General features: G+C 63.9%; 19 protein-coding genes. 11 read left to right on the forward strand and 8 right to left on the reverse strand.

Annotated elements, in window-relative coordinates; genetic code table 11:
- Nucleotides 1–16: 16 nt before the first annotated feature.
- The 3 genes from ACWHXP_RS02630 to ACWHXP_RS02640 form a co-directional block, all read right to left on the reverse strand.
- Nucleotides 17–976, reverse strand: coding sequence for a C-terminal binding protein (locus tag ACWHXP_RS02630; RefSeq protein ID WP_121045157.1), 960 nt, complete (start codon nucleotides 974–976; stop codon nucleotides 17–19).
- Between the two features lie 287 nt (nucleotides 977–1,263).
- Nucleotides 1,264–3,003 (reverse strand): IlvD/Edd family dehydratase, encoded by a 1,740-nt coding sequence (locus ACWHXP_RS02635; protein ID WP_489634567.1) that lies wholly within the window; start codon nucleotides 3,001–3,003, stop codon nucleotides 1,264–1,266.
- Between the two features lie 142 nt (nucleotides 3,004–3,145).
- The gene (locus tag ACWHXP_RS02640) at nucleotides 3,146–3,337 is read right to left on the reverse strand and encodes a hypothetical protein (protein WP_259432824.1); all 192 of its coding nucleotides are present in this window, start codon (nucleotides 3,335–3,337) and stop codon (nucleotides 3,146–3,148) included.
- A gap of 700 nt (nucleotides 3,338–4,037) precedes the next feature.
- Here ACWHXP_RS02640 and ACWHXP_RS02645 point away from each other — a divergent pair.
- The 5 genes from ACWHXP_RS02645 (at nucleotide 4,038) to ACWHXP_RS02665 (ending at nucleotide 9,033) form a co-directional block, all read left to right on the forward strand.
- Nucleotides 4,038–5,021, forward strand: coding sequence for a tripartite tricarboxylate transporter substrate binding protein (locus ACWHXP_RS02645; protein WP_145604297.1), 984 nt, complete (start codon nucleotides 4,038–4,040; stop codon nucleotides 5,019–5,021).
- Nucleotides 5,022–5,103: 82 nt separating this feature from the next.
- Nucleotides 5,104–5,637: a tripartite tricarboxylate transporter TctB family protein gene (locus tag ACWHXP_RS02650; protein WP_489623467.1), complete on the forward strand. Its 534-nt coding sequence runs from the start codon at nucleotides 5,104–5,106 to the stop codon at nucleotides 5,635–5,637.
- 9 nt (nucleotides 5,638–5,646) lie between these two features.
- The gene (locus tag ACWHXP_RS02655; RefSeq protein ID WP_134137436.1) at nucleotides 5,647–7,143 is read left to right on the forward strand and encodes a tripartite tricarboxylate transporter permease; all 1,497 of its coding nucleotides are present in this window, start codon (nucleotides 5,647–5,649) and stop codon (nucleotides 7,141–7,143) included.
- A gap of 46 nt (nucleotides 7,144–7,189) precedes the next feature.
- On the forward strand, nucleotides 7,190–8,251 hold the full coding sequence (locus ACWHXP_RS02660; RefSeq protein ID WP_204725801.1) for an Ldh family oxidoreductase: 1,062 nt from the start codon (nucleotides 7,190–7,192) through the stop codon (nucleotides 8,249–8,251).
- Nucleotides 8,252–8,259: 8 nt separating this feature from the next.
- Nucleotides 8,260–9,033 (forward strand): FadR/GntR family transcriptional regulator, encoded by a 774-nt coding sequence (locus ACWHXP_RS02665; RefSeq protein WP_259432821.1) that lies wholly within the window; start codon nucleotides 8,260–8,262, stop codon nucleotides 9,031–9,033.
- Nucleotide 9,034: 1 nt separating this feature from the next.
- Here ACWHXP_RS02665 and ACWHXP_RS02670 read toward each other — a convergent pair whose 3' ends face one another.
- The 3 genes from ACWHXP_RS02670 to ACWHXP_RS02680 all read right to left on the reverse strand — a co-directional run bounded on the left by ACWHXP_RS02670 (nucleotide 9,035) and on the right by ACWHXP_RS02680 (nucleotide 12,268).
- Entirely contained in the window at nucleotides 9,035–9,592 is a 558-nt protein-coding gene (locus ACWHXP_RS02670; RefSeq protein WP_288063899.1) for a C40 family peptidase, read from the reverse strand.
- 3 nt (nucleotides 9,593–9,595) lie between these two features.
- Complete coding sequence (locus ACWHXP_RS02675; protein WP_034334028.1) at nucleotides 9,596–10,798, reverse strand: acetylornithine transaminase; 1,203 nt, start codon at nucleotides 10,796–10,798, stop codon at nucleotides 9,596–9,598.
- A gap of 420 nt (nucleotides 10,799–11,218) precedes the next feature.
- Nucleotides 11,219–12,268: a CDP-6-deoxy-delta-3,4-glucoseen reductase gene (locus tag ACWHXP_RS02680; RefSeq protein ID WP_489623465.1), complete on the reverse strand. Its 1,050-nt coding sequence runs from the start codon at nucleotides 12,266–12,268 to the stop codon at nucleotides 11,219–11,221.
- A 36-nt stretch (nucleotides 12,269–12,304) separates the two neighbouring features.
- On the opposite strand from ACWHXP_RS02680, the gene ACWHXP_RS02685 reads away from it, so the two are divergent.
- The 6 genes from ACWHXP_RS02685 to ACWHXP_RS02710 all read left to right on the forward strand — a co-directional run bounded on the left by ACWHXP_RS02685 (nucleotide 12,305) and on the right by ACWHXP_RS02710 (nucleotide 17,343).
- On the forward strand, nucleotides 12,305–13,195 hold the full coding sequence (locus ACWHXP_RS02685; RefSeq protein ID WP_489634566.1) for an NAD-dependent epimerase/dehydratase family protein: 891 nt from the start codon (nucleotides 12,305–12,307) through the stop codon (nucleotides 13,193–13,195).
- A gap of 215 nt (nucleotides 13,196–13,410) precedes the next feature.
- Nucleotides 13,411–14,184 carry an ABC transporter ATP-binding protein gene (locus tag ACWHXP_RS02690; RefSeq protein ID WP_329802337.1) on the forward strand — a complete coding sequence of 258 codons (774 nt, stop codon included), beginning with the start codon at nucleotides 13,411–13,413 and terminating at the stop codon, nucleotides 14,182–14,184.
- Nucleotides 14,181–15,182 carry an ABC transporter substrate-binding protein gene (locus ACWHXP_RS02695; protein ID WP_343742066.1) on the forward strand — a complete coding sequence of 334 codons (1,002 nt, stop codon included), beginning with the start codon at nucleotides 14,181–14,183 and terminating at the stop codon, nucleotides 15,180–15,182. The genes ACWHXP_RS02690 and ACWHXP_RS02695 overlap by 4 nt, the downstream gene beginning before the upstream one ends.
- A 78-nt stretch (nucleotides 15,183–15,260) precedes the next feature.
- Nucleotides 15,261–16,034, forward strand: coding sequence for an ABC transporter permease (locus ACWHXP_RS02700; RefSeq protein WP_088754909.1), 774 nt, complete (start codon nucleotides 15,261–15,263; stop codon nucleotides 16,032–16,034).
- Between the two features lie 13 nt (nucleotides 16,035–16,047).
- Entirely contained in the window at nucleotides 16,048–16,839 is a 792-nt protein-coding gene (locus tag ACWHXP_RS02705) for a type 2 periplasmic-binding domain-containing protein (RefSeq protein ID WP_489634565.1), read from the forward strand.
- Between the two features lie 234 nt (nucleotides 16,840–17,073).
- Nucleotides 17,074–17,343 (forward strand): hypothetical protein, encoded by a 270-nt coding sequence (locus tag ACWHXP_RS02710; protein ID WP_034338578.1) that lies wholly within the window; start codon nucleotides 17,074–17,076, stop codon nucleotides 17,341–17,343.
- A 152-nt stretch (nucleotides 17,344–17,495) separates the two neighbouring features.
- On the opposite strand, the gene ACWHXP_RS02715 is transcribed toward ACWHXP_RS02710, so the two are convergent.
- Nucleotides 17,496–19,178: a Na+/H+ antiporter gene (locus ACWHXP_RS02715; protein WP_039784578.1), complete on the reverse strand. Its 1,683-nt coding sequence runs from the start codon at nucleotides 19,176–19,178 to the stop codon at nucleotides 17,496–17,498.
- Between the two features lie 238 nt (nucleotides 19,179–19,416).
- A complete protein-coding gene (oxlT, locus tag ACWHXP_RS02720; protein WP_121045131.1) occupies nucleotides 19,417–20,691 on the reverse strand; it encodes an oxalate/formate MFS antiporter in 1,275 nt (424 codons plus the stop codon).
- Nucleotides 20,692–20,851: the final 160 nt, after the last annotated feature.

Genomic DNA, 20,851 nt, shown 5'->3' on the forward strand with positions numbered 1-20,851 from the left:
GGGTGATTGTTTTGACTTATTTGTTCTTGCCCTGAACGACCACGTAGGAGGGCCGTCCGTTGCGGTCCCAGTCGATCAGGTTCTGGGCCGCCTTGCGCCGCAGTTCGCGCGCTGCGACATCCGAGAAGAAGGCCGCGTGCGGCGACAATAGCACACGTGGATGCTGCACGATAGCCGAGGCTGTCTGCGGCGGCTCCACCGGCAGGACGTCCAGCGCGGCACCCTTGAGCTGGCCGTTTTCCAGCGCGGCCAACAGGTCGTCGATCTTGATGAGGCCGCCGCGTGCGGAATTCACCAGGTAGCTCTGCGGCTGCAGCAGATTGAGCAGCGAAGCGTCGATCATGTTGCGTGTCTCGTCGTTCAAGGGCGTATGCAGCGACACCACATGCGCCTGGGCGAACAGTTCTTCGCGGTTCACGCGTTCCACGTAGGCGGGGAAATCGCCATCGATGATGTAGGGATCATAGGCAATGACGCGCTTGAAGAGATTGCGCGAGATATGCGCCATGCGCTTGCCGATGCGGCCCAAGCCGATGATGCCGATGGTGAGATCGGAAGCGCGCGGAATGATGCCGGCCGTGGTGTAGTGCCATTCGCCGGCTTTCACGGCACGGTCATAGACGGTGATATTGCGGATCAGGTCCAGTGCCATGGCCAGTGCATGGGTGGCCACTTCGCCCACGCCATAGTCGGGCGAGTTGGCGACCCACACGCCGTGTGCTGCGGCATCGGCCGTGTTGATGGTATCGAAGCCCGCGCCATAGCGGCTGGCGATGCGGATTTCAGGACGGGCCGCAAAGACCTTTGCGTTCACCGGTGCGTATTGCACCAGCAGACCCTGGCATCCTGCGGAGGCGGCGATCACCTCCTCTTCCGTGCGGCATTGCGCGGTCACGACTTCCACACCGGCTTCCTTGTAGAGAGCAAGCTCCAGGTCGACGTCGGGGAAATCGTAGTCCGTAATCAGTACTTTCATTGCTCGTCTCCGTGATGGTTGTCTTGGTCCACCTGATGCAACTACTTCCTGGAACACGGCCGCCGCTTGTGTGGCTGTACCGTGGTCCCGGGGTACGACGGATGCTGGTATTTAGCTGAATTTAATGCTGTTTGAATGACCCTTAACTTTTGCTTAATGCTGCTTGTTGAAGCCTGTGAAGCTTGTGATGCTTGATGCCTTGCTGCAGGTGGAATTCGGTCAAGCCAGTTGGCTTTGAAAATTTCTCCTGCCCTTGCCGCCGTTGCTGGAGGCAAGGGCAGGCCAGTTCAGTGATTGTCCTTGGGCACGTAAGGTCCGCTCTTGCCGACCAGGAAATCAAGGTCCGCGCCCTGGTTGGCCTGCTGCACGTGGTCCACATAGAGCTTGACCCAGCCGCGCTGCATCTGCGGCGGCAGCTCAGGCTTTTGCCATTGCGCACGGCGGCGCGCCAGTTCTTCATCTGACACATCCAGGTGCAGCTTGCGTGCCTCCACATCGAGTTCGATGAAGTCGCCGTTCTGCACCAGCGCCAGCGGCCCACCGGCGGCCGCTTCCGGCGAGACGTGCAGCACCACGGTGCCGTAGGCGGTCCCGCTCATGCGCGCATCCGAGACGCGCACCATATCCGTGATGCCTTTGCGCAGCACCTTCGGCGGCAGCGGCATGTTGCCTGCTTCGGCCATGCCGGGGTAACCCTTGGGGCCGCAATTCTTGAGCACCAGCACGCAGGTTTCATCGACGTCCAGGTTCTCGTCATCGATGCGCGTGTGCAGGTCGTCGCTGTTTTCGAAGACCACGGCACGGCCGCGATGCTTGAGCAGGGCAGGGGTGGCGGCCGATGGCTTGATGACGGCACCGTCCGGGGCCAGGTTGCCCTTGAGGATGGCGATGCCGGCCGCTTCCTTGAAGGGCTGGTCGAAGCTGCGGATGACTTCCGGATTCCAGTTCGGCGCATCCTGGCAGTTCTCCCACAGGGTCTTGCCGTTGGCGGTCAGGGCGGTCTTGTCGATCACGCTTTCCAGTTGGCGGATCACTGCCGGCAGGCCGCCCGCATAGTAAAAATCTTCCATCAGGAATTTGCCCGAGGGCTGCAGGTCCAGCAGGCAGGGCAGTTGCTGGCCGATGTCGTCCCAATCCTTCAGGTCGAGCTGGATGCCGATGCGGCCGGCAATGGCCAGCAGGTGGATCACCGCATTGGTGGAACCACCGATGGCGGCGTTGACGCGAATGGCATTCTCGAAGGCCTGGCGGGTGAGGATCTTGGAGAGCACCAGGTCTTCGTCCACCATCTGCACGATGCGGCGGCCGGCGTTGCGGGCCAGCACGTTGCGGCGCGCATCGACGGCGGGAATGGCGGCATTGTGCGGCAAGCCCACGCCCAATGCCTCGACCATGCTGGCCATGGTGGAGGCCGTGCCCATGGTCATGCAGTGGCCGTGCGAGCGGTGCATGCAGCTCTCGGCTTCGAAGAATTCTTCCTGCGTCATCTTGCCGGCGCGCACATCTTCCGACATCTGCCATACGCCCGTCCCGGAACCCAGTTCACGGCCACGGTATTTGCCCGAGAGCATCGGGCCGCCGGAGACGCCGATGGTCGGCACATCCACTGAAGCCGCGCCCATCAGCAGCGCCGGCGTGGTCTTGTCGCAGCCCATGAGCAGCACCACGCCATCGAGCGGATTGGCGCGGATCGACTCTTCCACATCCATGCTGGCCAGGTTGCGGTAGAGCATGGCGGTGGGGCGCAGCAGCGTCTCGCCCAGCGACATCACGGGGAATTCCAGCGGGAAGCCGCCGGCTTCCCAGATGCCGATCTTGACCTGTTCGGCCAAGGCGCGGAAGTGCGAATTGCAGGGGGTCAGTTCGGAATAGGTATTGCAGATGCCGATCACCGGACGGCCATCGAACTGGTCGTGCGGGATGCCGCGGTTCTTCACCCAGGAGCGGTAGATGAACCCATCGCGGTCCTGGCGGCCAAACCAGGCCTGGCTGCGGCGGGTGGATTTTTTCTTGGTGTCGTCAGTCATTGTCGTTTCCCTGGCAAGGTGCGTGCGCAAGCGCGCACTGCGTCCCTTGCCCTGCTTCATGCGATCCATGTGCTGCCAGCCGGATGAGGCCGGCAGTGCCGTTCAATGCTTGCTGCCTGCGCGAACCTGGTCTTTGTCGAACTCAGGCGAGAGCGCGCAGGGCGACAGGATGACTGTCGCCCTGGTCAAAGAAATAGCGGGAAAAATCAATCAGCAGGAAGGCCAGCAGGGACCCGAAAGCGGAGCAGCGATGCAAGGCGCGGCGCGCACGCACGCTGGCAGCGGTGGCGGCGCGGCGCGTTTGCGCCCGGCCAGCCGGCGTCCTGCGGTTCACATGCGATGCTGTGCCTGGATAAGCCAATGGGATGTCTCCGTTGCCTGGAGCCGCCGGCAGGTGCCGTGGCGGCTGGGTCTGTGCCGTCCGTTCTGCCCTGCGGCCTGCCCCGTCCCCGACGGTGGCAAGACACGTGAAGCGACGTGACTTGTGTAATTGGCTGCGAGTCTATTGCAGCCAGATTTGTTTGGTCAAGTGGTAATACCAGATCGCGAGAAAGCTTTTTGTCAGCATTGTGCGGCCGGCTTTTTGCGTCGCCCCTGCAACATGCAGTAAAACACACTGCCTGTCTGAAAGCCAGAGCTGGCAAGGCTTTGCGGCGGGGTATTAATGCTGCATGGCACCAAGGATGAATTTTTTTGTTCCATTCGATTCATCCTTGACACTGCCTGGGTGATGTGAAATTCTAGCCTCCGCTGGTCAGACCACATGACCTCTGCGCGACTCATCCCAATGCGGGGGCGCGGCCAGCAGCATGATGCAGCCTCACCGGCCCGGTCCGGATTACAAGAACAAGCAGCAAGGCATGAGACCTGCGCAACAGAGACAACACAGGAGACCAGCGGGGGAAAATCTCTTCCGCATGGCCAATCACTCCGGCGCTCCCCGCAGGTCAGAGAAGCGGTAACGAAAGTCCTTTGCCAAAGCGTTAGCCGCACCCCATTGCGCGCAATGAGCGCAGATGACAACGGAGGAGACCATGCAGTTGACCCGCAGAACCTTGTTCAAGACCATCCTGGCCGCCAGCGCGGCCTGCACCGTCCTGGCCGCCCCCGCGGCCTTTGCCGCCTGGCCCGAACGTCCGGTCACGCTGATCGTGCCCTGGGGCGCCGGCGGGGGTACCGATGCCACGGCCCGCATCATCGGTGCCTTGCTGGAAAAGGACCTGGGCCAGCCGGTCAACGTGGTCAATCGCACCGGCGGCAATGGCGCGGTGGGCCACCAGGCCATTGCCAGTGCCGCACCGGACGGCTACACCATCGGCATCGCCACGGTGGAGATTTCGATGATGCACCACCAGGGCCTGACCAAGCTGACCCCGCGTGACCTCACGCCGCTGGCGCTGATGAACTTCGACCCGGCCGCGCTGACCGTGAGCAACGATTCGCCCTACAAGAACTTCGACGACCTGTTGAAGGCCATCAAGGCCAATCCCGGCAAGCTCAAGGCGTCCGGCACCGGGCAGGGTGGCATCTGGCACCTGGGCCTGGCCGGCATGTTGAACGACCTCAAGGTCGCGCCCAATGCGGTGCGCTTCGTGCCCTCCAACGGCGCTGCGCCGGCCATGGTGGACCTGGCTGCGGGCGGGGTGGACATCGTCGCGGCCTCGCTGCCGGAAGCACGTTCGCTGATCGATGCCGGCAAGGCCACGCCACTGGTGATCATGGCCAACGAACCGGCGGCGCTCTATCCCAAGGTGCCCACGCTCAAGAGCCTGACCGGCAGCACCTGGACCAACGGTGCCTGGCGCGGCATCGTCGGGCCCAAGGGCCTGCCGGCCGATGTGCAGGGCAAGCTCTCGGCCAGCCTCAAGAAGATCTACGACAGCAAGGAATACAAGGACTTCATGAGCGGACGCGGCTTCGGTACGCAGTATGCCGATGCGGCCGAGTTCGGCAAGTTCATGGACAAGAGCGACGAGGACATGGGCGCCATCCTCAAGACCCTGGGCATGGCCAGGTAACAGGCATGGAGCAGGCGCATTGACCGCAATCGATGCGCCTGCCTCGCTCTTCTCATCGTGCTCTTCGCTTCGGGACTGTCCCATGAAAATCAATGATGCCTTGTCCGGGCTGCTGATCGCTGTCCTTGCGGTCGTGCTCTGGATCGCTTCTTCCCGCCTGCCCGCGATGGGGCAGGATATCGGGCCCAACGTATTTCCGCAGGCGCTGGCCGGCGGGCTGATGATCTGTGCCGTGCTGCTGGTGCTGCGTGGCCTGCGCGGTTTGCGGCAGGCGCGCACTGCGCGCGGTGGGCCTGCTTCGCGCATTGCCACGGTGGGTGCTGATGAGCAGGACCTGCGCTGGGTCACGCTGCCTGACTGGTTCCGCAGCGGCCATGCGGTGTTTTCCTTCCTGCTGATTCCGCTGTCGCTGGTGTTCTACATCGGGGTCTCGGAACCTTTGGGATTCCTGCCGACGGCCTTCGTGCTGCTGCTGGCGCTGTTCCTGACGTTCCGCACCCGCGTGCTGGTGGCCCTGCCGGTGGCGATGGCCAGTGCGCTGCTGATCCACACCATCTTCTACAAACTGCTCAAGGTGCCTTTGCCCTGGGGCATCCTCACGCCCCTGGCCTGGTAAGGAGACGACATGCTTGCCAACCTCTACGCCGCACTGGCGATGGTGTTTGATCCCTACGTGCTGGCGGTGATTCTCGGTTCCTCCATCTTCGGCCTCTTCATGGGGGCGGTACCCGGCCTGTCCGCTACCATGGCGGTAGCGTTGCTGGTCCCGGTGACCTTCTTCATGCCGCCGGTGCCGGCCATCGCAGCCATGGTCTCGGCCACGGCCATGGCGATCTTCTCGGGCGACATTCCCGGCTGCCTGCTGCGCATTCCCGGCACGCCTTCGTCGGCCGCCTATACCGATGAGGCCTATGCCATGACCATGAAAGGGCAGGGCGAGATTGCGCTGGGCGCCAGCCTGGTGTTCTCGGTCATCGGCGGATTGTTCGGTACCTTCGTGCTGATTTTCTCGGCACCGGCACTGGCCGAGCTGGCGCTGAAATTCTCCTCCTTCGAATATTTCTGGCTGGTGCTGCTGGGCCTGACCTGCGCCATCTTCATCGCCTCCGACAATCCCTTGAAGGGCTTCGTCTCGCTGTTCCTGGGCATGTTCATCGCCTCCGTCGGCATGGGCAATCCGGCCGGCGCACCGCGCTTCACCTTCGATCAGCCCGACCTGCTGGGCGGGGTATCGCTGGTGCCGCTGATGGTCGGGATGTTCGCCATGTCCGAGGTGCTGCGCTTCGCGGTCTCGCGCGACTTCACCATGAAGGTTGCGGAAAGCCGCGTGGGCAACGTCTTCAAAGGCATGTGGGGGCTGATGCTCAAGTATCCGAAGTCGGTCTTGCGCGGCAGCGTCCTCGGGACCCTGGTCGGTGCGCTGCCCGGCGCAGGCGCTGACATCGCGGCCTGGATGTCGTATGCGATGAGCAAGAAGATGTCGAAGGAGCCGGAGAAATTCGGCACCGGCCATCCGGAGGGCATCGTCGAATCGGGCGCGGCCAATAACTCGGCACTGGCCGGGGCCTGGATTCCGGCGCTGGTGTTCGGTATCCCGGGGGATTCGATCACCGCCATCGTCATCGGCGTGCTCTACATGAAGAACCTCAATCCGGGACCGATGATCTTCGTCGACAACCCGGTGTCGATGTACGCGATCTTCCTGGTCTTCATCCTGGCCAACCTGCTGATGCTGCCGCTGGGCTTCTGGTGCATCAAGATGGCCAAGCGCATCCTCTCCATACCGCGCGGCATCCTGATGCCGCTGATCCTGCTGTTCTGTATCGTCGGCTCCTATGCGACCAACAACAGTGTCACCGACGTGGGCATCATGCTGGTGTTCGGTCTGCTGGCCTACGTGATGGAAGAGAACGGTTTCCCGGTGGCGCCGGCGGTGCTGGGCGTGGTGCTGGGTGGGATGCTGGAAGAACATTTCGTGACCTCGATGATCAAGTCCGACGGCCAGTTCCTGGCCTTCTTCGAGCGCCCCATTGCCGGCACGCTGGGCGTGATCACGCTGCTGCTGTGGTTGTTGCCGCTGGTGCTCAAGCTGGTGCGCAGGAAGCCGCTGGCCCTGGCCTGAGGTGAAAAGATTTCAATCGATGATTCAAGCAAGGAAAGGTGGTTCCATGGCAATGCCCGAACGTTTCTCCGCTGACGCCCTGCGTCAGTTCGCATCCACTCTGTTGCAGCGCGCAGGCCTGGAGGCCGACAAGGCTGACAGCGTCGCCGCCACGTTGGTCGATGGCGACCTGCTGGGCCACGACACGCACGGGCTGGCGCTGCTGGCCCCCTACGTCAAGGAACTGGAAAAGGGCAGCATGGCCAAAACCGGCCAACCCGAGGTGCTCTCGGAGCGCGCCGCCGCGCTGGCCTGGGATGGCCGCCGCCTGCCGGGCCCGTGGCTGGTGCACCAGGGCATCGATGCCTTGATCCCCAAGGCGCGCGACTATGGCACCGCTTCACTGACCATTCACCACAGCCATCACATCGCCTGCCTGGCCGCCTATCTGCTGCGTGCCACGCAAGAGGGCTTCATGATGATTTTGGCCAGTTCGGACCCGGCGGTGCAGAGCGTGGCCCCCTTCGGTGGTACGCAGGCGGTGTTTACGCCCAATCCGATTGCGGCCGGCATTCCCACTTCCGGCACGCCCTTCCTGGTCGACATCTCGGCCTCCATCACCACCAACGGCATGAGCAATCGCCTGCACAAGGCCGGCAAGCAGTTCGAGGAAGAATGGCTCATCGACGGCGCCGGTCATCCCAGCCGCGATCCGGCCGTGCTCTCGGCCACGCCACCGGGCACCATCCTGCCATTGGGCGGGCTCTCGGCAGGGCACAAGGGCTTCGGGCTGGCCGTGCTGATCGAGGCGTTGACGGGCGGCCTGTCCGGTTTCGGGCGTGCCGATCCGGCAGCGGGCTGGGGGGCGACGGTGTTCATGTCGCTCTATGATCCGTCGGCCTTCGGCGGCGAGCAGGACTTCAAGCGCCAGATGGATCACATCGCGCAGGCCTGCCGCAGCAATCCGCCGCGCCCCGGCGTGGGCCAGGTGCGCATGCCCGGCGACCGTGGCATGCAGCGCCGCGCCGAGCAGCTGGCGCAAGGCGTGACCCTGCATCCGACCATTGCGCCCATGCTGCGTGAAGCCGGTGCCGCCTACGATCTGGAGTTTCCCGCGACCCTCGCCTGAGGACCATCATGCCCATCGAAGCGATCGAACCGCAGCGCTTGTATCGGCAGATCAGCGACCAGCTGCGCAAGCTGATCGTGGACGGAGAATTTGCCGTCGGTTCACGCCTGCCGTCCGAGCGTGAACTGTCGGTGCAGCTGGGCGTGAGCCGTCCATCGTTGCGCGAAGCGCTCATTGCGCTGGAGGTGGAGGGCTACATCGAAGTGCGCATGGGCTCGGGCATTTATGTCTGTGCACCGCCCATGCAGCGCGAGTTGCGGCATGACCTGTCCGGCGAGGAAGGACCGCTGGAACTGATCCGTGCGCGCGAGATGATCGAAGGCGAAGTGGCCTATGCCGCCGCCCAGCATGGCAGCAAGCAGCAGATCGCTGCCGTCGAGGAAGCCTATGCGCTCATGATCGCGCATGCCGAAGCGGGCATTGATCCGCTGGAAGCCGATCGCCTCTTTCACATCCGACTGGCCGAGGCCACCGGCAACAGCGTGCTGGTCGGGCTGGTGACGCAGCTCTTCGATGCCCGCCTGGGCCCGCTGTTCGAGCGCCTGCACAGCCACTTCGACGGCACCCGCGTCTGGCAGGAAGCCATCGAGGAGCACGGCCTCATCATGCAGGCCCTGCGCGAGCGCAACCCTGAGCAGGCGCGCGCGGCCATGCGGCGGCACATGGACATCGCCTTCACGCGCTACAGCGCCAATCTGATCCGGGAATACGGCAACCGCCAGCAGCAGGAGAGCGCGCCGCGCAAACGGCCCGCCCGCAAGGCTTCGCTTCAGTTGAAGTAGTTCAGTTGAAGTAGGTGCGCGCCATTTCGAAGCGGCGCGAGAAATAGGGATTGTCCATGCGCGTGATGTGCACCTTGCCATTGGTGGAAGGTGCATGCACGAAGCGGCCATCGCCGAGATAGATGCCCACGTGCGAGAAGGGACGGTTCTGGGTGTTGAAGAACACCAGGTCGCCCGCGCGCAATTGCGAAGGATCGATCTGGCGGCCCTGGCGGGCGATGTCGGCGGCACTGCCGCTGATGCGGTAATTGGCGGCCTGGCCGAAGATGTAGCTGACCATGCCGCTGCAATCGAGACCCGCCGACGGATTCTTGCCACCGAAGCGGTAGCCGGTATCGATCAGCGAGAGCGCATAGAGCGCCACTTCATTGCCATTGTCGGTGGCCGGCAGCGCCGGTACCTGCGATTGCGGGGCACCGGGCAGCCGGGCGATGGGGGGCGCGGTCGGTGCCGTGCCGCAGGCGGCCAGCACCAGTGCCGCACATACTGCAGCCAGTGCCGACCGGGAAGAGGGCGCAGCGGCCCTGTGCGTCAATGCCATCCTTGCGCGCCCCGCCATCGCTTACTTCCCGATCTTGGCCAGGACGTCTTCCAGCATGGAGAACATCTGGTCGATCTCTTCCTTGGTCACGTTCAGGGCCGGCATGAAGCGCAGCAGGTTCGGGCGCGGCGAGTTCAGCAGCAGGCCCACCGGTTCCAGGTTGCGTGCGGCTTCGACGATCTGCGGACCGATGTCGCGGCCCAGTTGCAGGGCACGCAGCAGGCCTTCGCCACGCTCGCCTTCGAAACCATACTTCTCGGAGATTTCCAGCGAACGCTGGCGCAGGTACTGGCCGCGCTCGCGCACCGATTCCATGAAGCCGGGCTTGAGCAGTTCCTTGATCACGGCCACGCCCACGGCGGTCATCAGCGGGTTGCCGTTGTAGGTGCCGCCTTGTTCGCCGGCTTCGAAGCAGGCGATTTCTTCACGCGCCAGCAGGGCCGCCAGCGGCACGCCGCCGCCGATACCCTTGGCCAGGGTCATGATGTCCGGTTCGATGCCGGAGTGCTGGTAGGCGAACAGCTGGCCGGTACGGCCCATGCCGGCTTGCACTTCATCGACGATCAGCAGCAGGTTCTTTTCCTTGGTCAGGCGACGCAGGCCTTGCATGAATTCCTTGGTCGCCGGGATGACGCCGCCTTCACCCTGCACCGGCTCCAGCATCACGGCCACGGTGTGGCTGCCGATCAGCGCTTCGACGCTGGCCAGGTCATTCAGGATGGCCTTGGGGAAGCCCGGCACCTGCGGGGCGAACATGGTGTCCCAGCCGTCCTTGCCGCTGGCCGACATGGTGGCCAGGGTACGGCCGTGGAAGCTGTGCTTGAAGGTGATGATCTCGAAGCGCGAGGAGCCATCGGCGGCCGGGTTCTTCTTGCCCCACTTGCGGGCCAGCTTGATGGCGCCTTCGTTGGCTTCGGCACCGCTGTTGGCGAAGAACACGCGGTCGAACACCGAGTTGGCCGTCAGCAGCTCGGCCAGTTCCATGGAGGGCGCATTGTAGAAGGCCGGCGACGGGTTGATCAGCTTCTTGCTCTGCGCGTTGAGGGCATCGGCGATACATTGCGGCGAGTGGCCCAGGGTGTTGACCGCCCAGCCTTGCAGGTAGTCGAGATAGCGCTTGCCGTTGTGGTCGGTCAGCCACATGCCATGGCCTTCGGTGAAGACCAGCTCGGGGCGGTTGGTGACATACATCAGCTTGTTGGTGTCGGACTGGTTCAATTGCATCGAGAGGCTCCTGCAAGAATAGGGTGGTTGGGAGGGTGGTGCAGACCGTTGCTGACACATGAGCACTAAGCGCTAGGCGGCAGGCGCACGACAGACCCAAAATGGCGAATAAAAAAAAGCCACAGGGTTTGCCTGTGGCTTCGCGATTCGTTTCACTTCACGCGCGCAGCAGCAAACCTTTCTCAGGTTGGCTGCGGCGTCGTAAGAATGTGGCGTTGGCGATCATGCGGTGAAGTTTAGGACGTTTTGCGCAGAGCGTCAAAAAGAAATTTCCCGCCGGAGCCGCTTGCAGGCGCATCGGGCGGGCCACCGTTGCAATTTCATCGCATCTCGCCGGGCCGCGCGGCATCAGGCTTGCGCGGCATCTTCGCAAATGTGCGTGACGCCGGCATGACAGCACCGGCGCCCGCACCCGGCCCGTCAGGCGGCCGGGGTGTCCGACACGGCCTTGGCCAGGTCGGCTTCGGAAGTGAAGGAATCGGCATAGAACTCGTCTTCCGGCAGGCCGCATTCGGCGCTGAAATCGCGCTGTGCCGATTCCACCACGACTGGCGCGCCACAGGCGTAGACCTGATGGCCCGACAGGTCGGGGAAGTCTTCCATCACGGCGCGGTGGACGAAGCCGGTGCGGCCGCTCCAGTTGTCCTCGGCCTGGGCATTCGAGACCACCGGCACGTACTTGAAGTTGGGCAGGTCCTGTTCCCACTGCTGGCACAGGGCGCTCATGTACAGGTCCTGCGGGCGGCGGCCGCCCCAGTACAGCGTCACCGGGCGCTTCGAGCCCGCATGTTCCAACTGCTCGACGATGGCCTTGATGGGCGCAAAGCCGGTGCCGGAGGCCAGCAGGATGATGGGTTTGTCGGAATCCTCGCGCAGGAAGAAGGTGCCCAGCGGGCCTTCGATGCGCAGGATGTCGCGTTCCTTCAGGGTGGTGAAGACCTGGTCGGTGAAGAGACCGCCCGGCAGGTGGCGGATGTGCAGGCTCATGTGCTCGTCCCGGTGCGGGGCGGTGGCCATGCTGTAGCTGCGGCGCTTGCCGTCGCGCAGCAGGAATTCCACGTACTGGCCGGCCTTGTACTGCAGGCGGTCGTTGGCCGGCAGCTGCAGCGAGAGGATGATGACGTCGTCGGCCACCTTGTCCAGCTTGGCCACGCGCACCGGCAGCTTGCGCACCGGGATCTCGCCCACGCCGGCCACTTCGCGGGCTTCGATGGTGACGTCGCTGTGCGGCTTGGCCACGCAGAACAGGGCATGGCCCAGCTGCTGCTCGTGCTCCGAGAGGGCGCGCACCTGGTGCGGACCGTGCTCGACCTCACCCGAGACCAGCTTGCCCTTGCAGGAGCCGCAGGCGCCGTTCTTGCAGCCGTAGGGCAGGCCGACACCGGCGCGGATGGCGGCCGTGAGGATGGATTCGCTGGCGTCGCAGGAGAATTGGCGACCGCTGGGCTGGACTGTGACTTGGAAACTCATACAATTCTGCTTCTGAATAAATTTGGATTGAACACCGTGAAAAAACTGGGCCTGCCCCGCGTACTGATCCTGGGCTGCGGCGATGTCGGCCTGCGGCTGGTGCCGCTGCTACTGCCGCGCTACCGCGTACTGGCCGTGACCAGCAACCCCGGGCGCCGCGCCGAACTGCGCGCCGCCGGGGCCGTTCCCATCGTGGCCGACCTGGACGCCCCCTTGACGCTGGGCCGCCTGGCGCGCCTGGCACCGACCATCGTGCATCTGGCGCCGCCGCAGTCCGAGGGCCGCATCGACCGCCGCACTCGCAATTTGGCCGCCATTTTACCCGAGGGCGCGCGCCTGGTTTATGTGAGTACTACCGGTGTCTACGGAGATTGCGCTGGCGCAAGTTTCGACGAGACCCGCAGCGTGCGTCCGCAGAACGCCCGCGCCGTGCGCCGTGTGGACGCCGAAACCGTGCTGCGCGCCTGGGCCCGGCGCCGCCACGGCAAGCTCTCCATCCTGCGCGTGCCGGGCATCTACGCCGCCGACCGGCTGCCGCTGGAGCGCCTGCACAAGGGCCTGCCGGCGCTGGTGGCGCAGGAGGACGTGCATACCAACCACATCCACGCCGACGACCTGGCCCGCATCTGCCTGGCGGCGATGCGCCTGGGCGCGCCCAACCGCGTCTATCACGCTGTCGACGATACCGACCTCAAGATGGGCGACTACTTCGACGCCGTCGCCGATGCCGCCGGTCTTTCCCGTCCGCCGCGCCTGCCGCGCAGCGAGCTGGAACGCAGCGTCTCGCCGATGATGCTGTCCTTCATGTCGGAATCGCGCCGCCTCCACAATGCGCGCATCAAGGAGGAGCTGGGCGTGCAGTTGCGCTATCCCGATGTGCAGAGCCTGTTGGCCCAATGGCAGGCGCAAAGGCTGACGAAGGGCTGACGCCTTTATGCGTTTTGCCCACCTTTCTTATTCGAAATACGAATAAGCATACGATTTTTAAGTAGTTGTTTTGCATAGCCGGCCTCAGTACAGTGCATGCCTGACTCAATGGGGGAGGCTGGAGCAGCCTGTGAAGTTTCTGACCGGCGCGTGCGCCAGCACCGGCGCGCCTCTTCCGTTCCATCCATTCCACGCGCGGCCCGTCCGCGGACCACATGAAGCTATCTTTCAACAACGTCGCCAAGCGTTTCGGCGACCTGCACGTGATCGAGGAATTCACCCGCGAGATCGCCTCGGGTGAGCTGGTCGCGCTGGTCGGCCCCTCCGGCTGCGGCAAGTCGACCCTGCTGCACATGGCCGCCGGTCTGGAAAAAGCCAGCAGCGGCACCGTGTCCGCCGACGGCCAGGCCATTCGCGGACCGCATCCCGAGCGCACCCTGATGTTCCAGGAAAACGCGCTCTATCCCTGGCTGACGCTGCAACAGAACGTGGCGCTGGCACTGGAATTCCAGAATGTCGACAAGAAGAAATCCGCCGACCAGGCCCGCGTCTGGCTGGAGAACGTCAAGCTCAAGGGTTTCGAAAATTATTATCCGCACCAGGTCTCGGGCGGCATGCGCCAGCGCGCGGCCCTGGCGCGCGCCTTCATCTCGCAGCCCAAGGCGCTGCTGCTGGACGAGCCTTTCGGGGCGCTCGATGCGCTCACCCGCATGACCCTGCAGGATGCCCTGCGCGACCTGATCCGCCAGCAGGGCCCGACCGTGGTGCTGGTGACGCACGATGTGGACGAGGCGCTGTTCCTGGCTGACCGCATCTTCGTGTTCAGCCCGCGTCCGGCCAAGGTCTTGAAGGAATTCAATCTCGTGCATCACGACAAGACGCACGACCTGTCCGAATTTGCGGCCACCCGCCGCGAAATCCTTTGTCTGCTGGGCATCCACGCCGAGCAGGACGAATTTGCAAAAAACCTGGAAGGGGTAGGAGTATGACACTCGCACGCATCCTGGCACCGGCCATCACCGCCGCGGCCCTGGCTTTCTCGGGCAACGCCCTGGCCCTGGAAAAATTCAAGATCGGCTACCTGCGCGTCATGGACGATGCCCAGGCCATGGCCGCCTATGAAGCCGGCCTCTACAAGAAATACGGACTGGATGTGGAACTGATCGAATTCAAGTCCGGCACCGACCTGGTCAAGGCCATCGTCGGCGGCCAGCTCGACAGCGGCGTGTTCGGCTTCTCCAATGCCGTGGCCTGGGCCTCCAAGGGCGCGGACCTGAAGGTGGTCGGCGGTGCGCAGCTGGGCTATCACGCCCTGGTGGCGCGCGAGGATTCCGGTATCAACAAGGTGGCTGACCTCAAGGGCAAGACCCTGGCTTCGCAAGCCGAAGGCAGCACCGCTGACACCGTGCTCAAGGGCGTGGTCCTGCGTGATGCGGGCGTGAAGCCCGATGACGTCAACGTCATGGGCGTCTCGCCCCAGGTGGCGGTGCAGTCGCTGGTGGGCAAGCGCGTCGATGCGGCCTTCCTGTTCGAGCCGCAGGCGCGCATTGCGCAACTGATCGCACCGGTCAAGCAGGTCTATGAAATCGGCGAAGTCTGGCCCTTCCCCTGCATGGTCGTCATCACTTCCGGCGAGACCTTGAAGAAGAAGCGCGATGCCGTCTGGAAGTCGCTGGATGCGCAACGCGACGCCATCACCCTGCTGCAGAAGAAGCCTGCCGAAGCCTCCAAGCTGATCGCCGGCTACTTCATCGCCGAACCGACCCTGAAGACCCTGAAGCATGGCGAGATGCTGCGCGAAGACGTCATCCGCGACGCCATCAAGAGCCAGACCTTCACCCCCAAAATCAGCAAGAAGGACCAGGACCGCATGCAGGAAATCGCCGATATCCTGCAATCGCAAGGTTCGCTCAAGACCCGCGACGGCAAGCCCTTCGATGTGAATTCCATCACCGACCTGTCGTGGCAGAACGCGCGCAAGCTGTGATGCGGCACTGCGCCTGATCGATTTCCTTTTGTATTCACCCTGGCCGGACGCTGTCCGGCCATTGTCTTTCCTGTCCTTATGAGCTCACAGCGTCGCGTTACCGGACTCCGCAAGAAACTGGCCATGCTGCTGGCCATCGTCTTCATCCTTTTGATGTGGCAGATCGCGGCCTGGTCGCTGCCCTCCTTCCTGATGCCTGGCGTGCCCGAGGTGGCCGCGCGGCTGGTGGAGGAAGTGCAGTCCGGCAGCTTCCGCACGGCCCTCTTCGGCAGTCTCTATCGCCTGGGCCTGGGCTATGGCTCGGCGCTGGTGCTGGGCATCGGATTCGGCCTGATCGGGGCGGTGCTGTTCTTCTTCCGTGAAGTACTGAAGTCGGCCATCGTGATCCTGCAATCGATTCCCTCGATTGCCTGGGTCCCGCTGTTCCTGATCCTGATGGGCTTCGGCAACCTGCCCATCGTGGTGGTGGTGGCCATCGCCGCGTTCTTCCCGGCCGCACTCTCGGTCATGAATGCCACCGAGAGCGTGCAGCAGGTGCATGTCTCGGCGGCCCGCGTGATGGGGGCCTCGCGCCTGTCCATGCTGCGCCGGGTGTACCTGCCGGCAGTGATGCCCGAACTCATCACCGGTGCCCAGCTGGCCTTCGGCAATGCCTGGCGCGCGTTGATCTCTGCTGAAATGCTGGTCGGTTTCGGCAAGGGCCTGGGCCGCACGCTGGCCTACTCGGGCGAGACGGCCGACATGATCGGCGTGATGGCCAACATCCTCACCATCGCCATCCTGGCCGCGCTGATCGACCAGGTAATTCTGGAAAACCTCAAGCATCGCCTGCTCAAGTACCAGTACGTCTGAAGCTATGCCCGCCATGCATACCCTCGTTCGCCTCACCTTGTTGGCGTCGGCCTGCCTGACCGTGGGCGCCGCGCAGGCTGGCGTGCTCGATGGCGCACGCCGCAGCGACACCGTGCGCATCGGGCTGGACCACGTGCCGCCGGTCTACAAGGGCGGCATGAAATTCCGTACCCCGGAAAACATCGCCATCGTGCCGGCCGAGGATCTTGCCGCACAGTGGAAGCTCAAGGCCGACCTCCAGCCCACTACGCAGGACCGCGCTGCATTGAAGGGCGTGCGTCCTGATGTCGTGCTCACGCGCATCGATGTCGCCCAGGCGGGCGCGGCCGACGTCATCATGGTTCCGACCGGCTACAGCGCCGGTGGCATGGCCATCATGCGCACCGATACCACCATCCGCAAATGGGAAGACCTGAAAGGCCGCACCGTCTGCGTCTCCGCCGGGTCGCCCTATGTCGGCACCCTCAGCGCACGCTATGCCGCCATCGAGAAAGTGATGCCGGCCCCGGCCGATTCGTTGCTGGCCGTGCGCATCGGCCAGTGCGATGCTGCCGTGCATGACGACACGCTCATGAAGGCGCTGTTGAAGCTGCCCGAATGGAAAAAGTTTTCCGCGCAACTGCCGCCGGTGACGCGCCAGGCGCTGGTGCTGCAGGTACGCGGCAATGACCCGGCCGACCTGGCCGCCGCACGGCAACTGGCCGCGCGATGGAACGATGCGTTCTGGGACAAAACCATCAAGAAGTGGGTCAACAACGTGGCCTTCGAGGTCTACCTCGACCAGAACGTACCGGATTGCCACTGAGGCCTCTTGCCGGCGTGGCAAGGAAGTTGCCATGCCGATATCGGGAAATCGGGATTTGTTGACGACCGCGCAAGCCGCTCCGTACCGTCCGCACAAAAATCACCCCTTTTCAGGATTTTCCCTGTGGCAGAGCGCTGCAATGGGCGTAACATAGTCGGCATTCGTTCCACTGGAAGGCACATCCTGTCGCCGCCAGTCATCATTCCTCAGCCTTCGTTTCAAAGGGAGCCCATCATGGCCATGGACATTTCCTCTGCCGTCAACGGCGTCGTCTCCGACCCCAACGGCAATGCACCGACCACTGGCAAGGCCAACGATCCGGTGGCCGTGCGCCGCGCCGAAGAAGCCGCAGCCGCCTTGAAGGCCGAGCAGCGTCGCCTCGAAGAAATCCAGGCCGATGAAACCCGCGCCGAAAACGCCCGCCAGGAACGCAATCGCCGCGAGCAGGCTTCGCGCAATGCGACCGGAGAGATCATCGGCACGACCGTCAATTCGGTAGCCTGATTCCTGCCTTGCCGGTGACGTGAATTGGCCGCGCATTGGCCAATGAGCGGCCAATTCCGGATTCTTAACCTGGATTCAACAAAGCCCGCAACGCCCGGTACAAGGGCGTTGCGGGCTTTGTCGTTGTTGCGGTACGCGGGAGGGATGTCGGGTCAGTGATGCTGCCCCGGCGCATTCAATGATCCCAGCAACCAGGTCTCGGCCATGTCGATCTGGTTGATGAGCATCAGGAAGGTCTCGTCATTGATGCGCTGTTCAGCGCGCAGGTAGTGCACTTCCAGCCGCTCGGCGCGGATTGCCTCCAGCCGCAGTTCACGTTCGAACTGCTTGAAGCGGTTGGCCGCGCGCTGGGTTTCTTCCGAATCACTCTCCGCATTCATGCGCATGCGATAGGTCGCCAACAGACTGCCGCTGACTTCCATCAACAACGCCAGATCGGATTCATCGAGATTGACGCCGATGCGTTCCTGCGCCTCCTCGATGGTGCGCACGGCTGCCTCCGACAGGCGCAGGCGCGCCATCATTTCCTCGGCGCGGCGGCGCTTGACCTCGGCATCGAGCTGCAGATCCTTGAGCATCCAGGGCAGCAGGAAGCTGCCGAACAGCAGCGAGCACAGGATCACGCCGGTGGCGAGAAAGATCAGCAGGTCACGCGCCGGGAAGGGCGTATGTTCCTTCAGCAGCAGCGGGATCGACATCACACCGGCCAGCGTAATGGCCCCGCGCACGCCGGAAAGCGCCGTGATGCTGATGAGCCGCAAATCGAACTTGCGGTTGCGCCCGCTCTGGCCACGCAGGGCGGAGGCGAAGCGGCGCATGCGCAGGTTGATCCAGACCCACACGAAGCGCAGCACGATCAGCGCCACCGTGATGGCCAGGATGTAGACGAACAGATGCCACACCGGCACATTGCCCGCCATCTGCGCATCCACGTGGGCCAGGCTGACGATGCCCGGCAATTGCAGGCCCAGCAGCAGGAAGGACATGCCGTTGAAGACGAATTCCAGCATGGTCATGATGCTGCGTCCCTGCAAGCGCGTGGCCGCCGATTCGCCACCGGCCGTCTCCAGATAGGGCATCAGCATGCCCGCCGCTACCGCCGCCAGAATGCCGGACAAACCAAAGTGTTCGGCAAAGATGTAAGCCGTGAAGGGGATCAGCAACAGCAGCACCACCTGGATGCCCGGCTCGTCACCGGCCCATTCGATGATCTTGCGGCGGATCAGTCCGAAGCCCCAGGCCACGATCAGCCCCACGGCGATGCCGCCGGCGGCGATCAGCACGAAGGAAATGCTGGCGTCCAGCAGCGAGAAGGTGCCGGTGATGACGGCGGCAATCGCGAACTTGAAGGCCACCAGGCCGGACGCATCGTTCATCAGCGCCTCGCCCTCCAGCACGTGCTGCATCGAGGCCGGCAGGCGGCCCTTGCCGACGATGGACGAGACCGCCACCGCATCGGTGGGCGAGAGCACGGCCGCCAGCGCAAAGGCCGAGGGCAGCGAGATGACCGGGATCATCCAGTGGATGAAGTAACCCACGCCCACCACCGTGAACATCACCAGACCCAGGGCCAGCGCCAGGATGGGGCGCGCCAGGCGGAAGAATTCGCGCTTGGGCATGCGCCAGCCATCGGTGAAGAGCAGCGGCGGGATGAACAGCAGCAGGAACAGCTCCGGATCGAAGCTGATGCGCAGGCCGAACATGGGCATGGCCAGCACCGCGCCCAGGGCGATCTGGAACAGGGGCAGCGGCAGCTTGAAGGGAGCCAGCCGCGCGACCACGCCGGAGACGGCGACGGCCAGCAGCAGGATCAGGACGGTGAAGACGATTTCCATGAGGCAGCAGGTGATGTTCTTGTGATGAGGCGCGGGTGGGTCAGACCGGCAGGGCTGCAAGGAGTTGCAGGGGCGTTGCAGGCGCGTTGCAATGACTTGCAACAAGCTTGCAAGTATACGGTACCTGCGCGGTACAAGCTCGGCAGCCATGTGCCACTGCATCAGGAGAAGGCGCGGGCAAAAACGACGATGCCGGCACAAGGCCGGCATCAGGGAACGCGGGGAGGGCAGGCGGTGCTCAGTTGCCGGCCTTGGCCAGATAGCGTGCGCGCCAGGGTTTCAAGACCATCAGCGCCAGACAGGCGGTGAGTATGTCCAGCGTGATGGCGGTCCCGAAGACCGGATGCCAGCTGCCGGTCTTCTCATGCATCATGGCCGCCAGCGGGCCGCCGAAGATCGAGCCGATACCTTGCGAGATGTAGAGCCAGCCATAGTTGGCGGTGGCGTTGCGGGTGCCGAAGGTGTCGGTCAGGGTCGAGGGGAAGAGCGAGAAGATCTCGCCCCAGCCGAAGAAGACGATGCCCGACAGCAGCACGAACAGCACCGCATTCTCGCGCGTGGCCAGCCACAGCGCCATGGCCACGCCTTCCAGCGCGAAGGCGAAGAACATGGTGTTCTCGCGGCCGTAGCGATCCGAGATCCAGCCGAAGAAGGGGCGCGTCAGGCCATTGGTGAGACGGTCGATGGTCAGTGCCAGCGGCAGCGCGGCCAGCCCGAACACCATCACGTTGGCCACGCCGAAGTCACGCGCGAAGGTGGCCATCTGCGAGGTCACCATCAGGCCCGAGGTCGACATCATGGTCATCATCACGAACATGAGCCAGAACAGGGGCGTACGCAGCATCTGGCGCGGCGCCAGATCGAGCTTGCTGGCGGCTATGGCCGGGGCCGGCATGGCGGCTGCATGGCTGGCGTCAGGCGAGCGCAGGGCCTGTGCGGCCAGCACGCCGATCACCGCAAACACCAGGCCGAATTGCCAGAGCGTGGTTTCCAGCCCGGCGCTGGCCAGCGAGGCCGAGATCGGGAAGGTGGTCAGGATGGCGCCCATGCCGTAACCGGCCGCCACCATGCCCACCGCAAAGCCGCGGCGATCCGGGAACCAGCGCACCATCTGGCCGACCACGCCGACATAGACGATGCCGGTGCCGAGTCCGCCCACCAGGCCATAGGCCAAATAGAACATGCCGATGGTGGAGGCTTGCGCCGCCAGGATCCAGGACAGGCCGGACATGAAGGTGCCGATGGCGATCAGGCGGCGCGCGCCGAAGCGCTCGATGAGGCTGCCCTGGAAGGGCGAGAAGAAGGTCTGCAGCACGATCAGCATCGAGAAGGTGATCTGCAGCTCCGACAGCGGCACGCCCAGCTTGGCCGTGAGCGGCTTGGTGAACAAGGTCCACACGTATTGCGGACTGGAGATGGCCATCATGCAGATCAGGCCGATCAACAGCTGGAACCAGCGGTTGCGCAGCAGGCCCTGCGCGCTCGCCGGGGCGGTTTGGGTGAGGGTGGTCATGCGTTTCTCCTGTACAGAAAGCCAGAGTGGGACGGTCAGCCTTGCCGGATCGGGCAGGATGCCGCTGGACTGAATTTATGTATGCATAAATCCTGCCAGCCACAAAAGCAGCTTTCGTGCCATTTGCTCCCAGGCAAATCCGGCACAGGAAAATCGGTGC

Source organism: Herbaspirillum sp. Her2 (genome assembly GCF_057961375.1).

Coding starts and splice junctions, on each gene's coding strand:
- ACWHXP_RS02630 (WP_121045157.1), bottom strand. CDS start 976: ATGAAAGTACTGATTACGGACTACGATTTCCCCGACGTCGACCTGGAG.
- ACWHXP_RS02635 (WP_489634567.1), bottom strand. CDS start 3,003: ATGACTGACGACACCAAGAAAAAATCCACCCGCCGCAGCCAGGCCTGG.
- ACWHXP_RS02645 (WP_145604297.1), top strand. CDS start 4,038: ATGCAGTTGACCCGCAGAACCTTGTTCAAGACCATCCTGGCCGCCAGC.
- ACWHXP_RS02650 (WP_489623467.1), top strand. CDS start 5,104: ATGAAAATCAATGATGCCTTGTCCGGGCTGCTGATCGCTGTCCTTGCG.
- ACWHXP_RS02655 (WP_134137436.1), top strand. CDS start 5,647: ATGCTTGCCAACCTCTACGCCGCACTGGCGATGGTGTTTGATCCCTAC.
- ACWHXP_RS02660 (WP_204725801.1), top strand. CDS start 7,190: ATGGCAATGCCCGAACGTTTCTCCGCTGACGCCCTGCGTCAGTTCGCA.
- ACWHXP_RS02665 (WP_259432821.1), top strand. CDS start 8,260: ATGCCCATCGAAGCGATCGAACCGCAGCGCTTGTATCGGCAGATCAGC.
- ACWHXP_RS02670 (WP_288063899.1), bottom strand. CDS start 9,592: ATGGCGGGGCGCGCAAGGATGGCATTGACGCACAGGGCCGCTGCGCCC.
- ACWHXP_RS02675 (WP_034334028.1), bottom strand. CDS start 10,798: ATGCAATTGAACCAGTCCGACACCAACAAGCTGATGTATGTCACCAAC.
- ACWHXP_RS02680 (WP_489623465.1), bottom strand. CDS start 12,268: ATGAGTTTCCAAGTCACAGTCCAGCCCAGCGGTCGCCAATTCTCCTGC.
- ACWHXP_RS02690 (WP_329802337.1), top strand. CDS start 13,411: ATGAAGCTATCTTTCAACAACGTCGCCAAGCGTTTCGGCGACCTGCAC.
- ACWHXP_RS02695 (WP_343742066.1), top strand. CDS start 14,181: ATGACACTCGCACGCATCCTGGCACCGGCCATCACCGCCGCGGCCCTG.
- ACWHXP_RS02700 (WP_088754909.1), top strand. CDS start 15,261: ATGAGCTCACAGCGTCGCGTTACCGGACTCCGCAAGAAACTGGCCATG.
- ACWHXP_RS02705 (WP_489634565.1), top strand. CDS start 16,048: ATGCATACCCTCGTTCGCCTCACCTTGTTGGCGTCGGCCTGCCTGACC.
- ACWHXP_RS02710 (WP_034338578.1), top strand. CDS start 17,074: ATGGCCATGGACATTTCCTCTGCCGTCAACGGCGTCGTCTCCGACCCC.
- ACWHXP_RS02715 (WP_039784578.1), bottom strand. CDS start 19,178: ATGGAAATCGTCTTCACCGTCCTGATCCTGCTGCTGGCCGTCGCCGTC.
- oxlT (WP_121045131.1), bottom strand. CDS start 20,691: ATGACCACCCTCACCCAAACCGCCCCGGCGAGCGCGCAGGGCCTGCTG.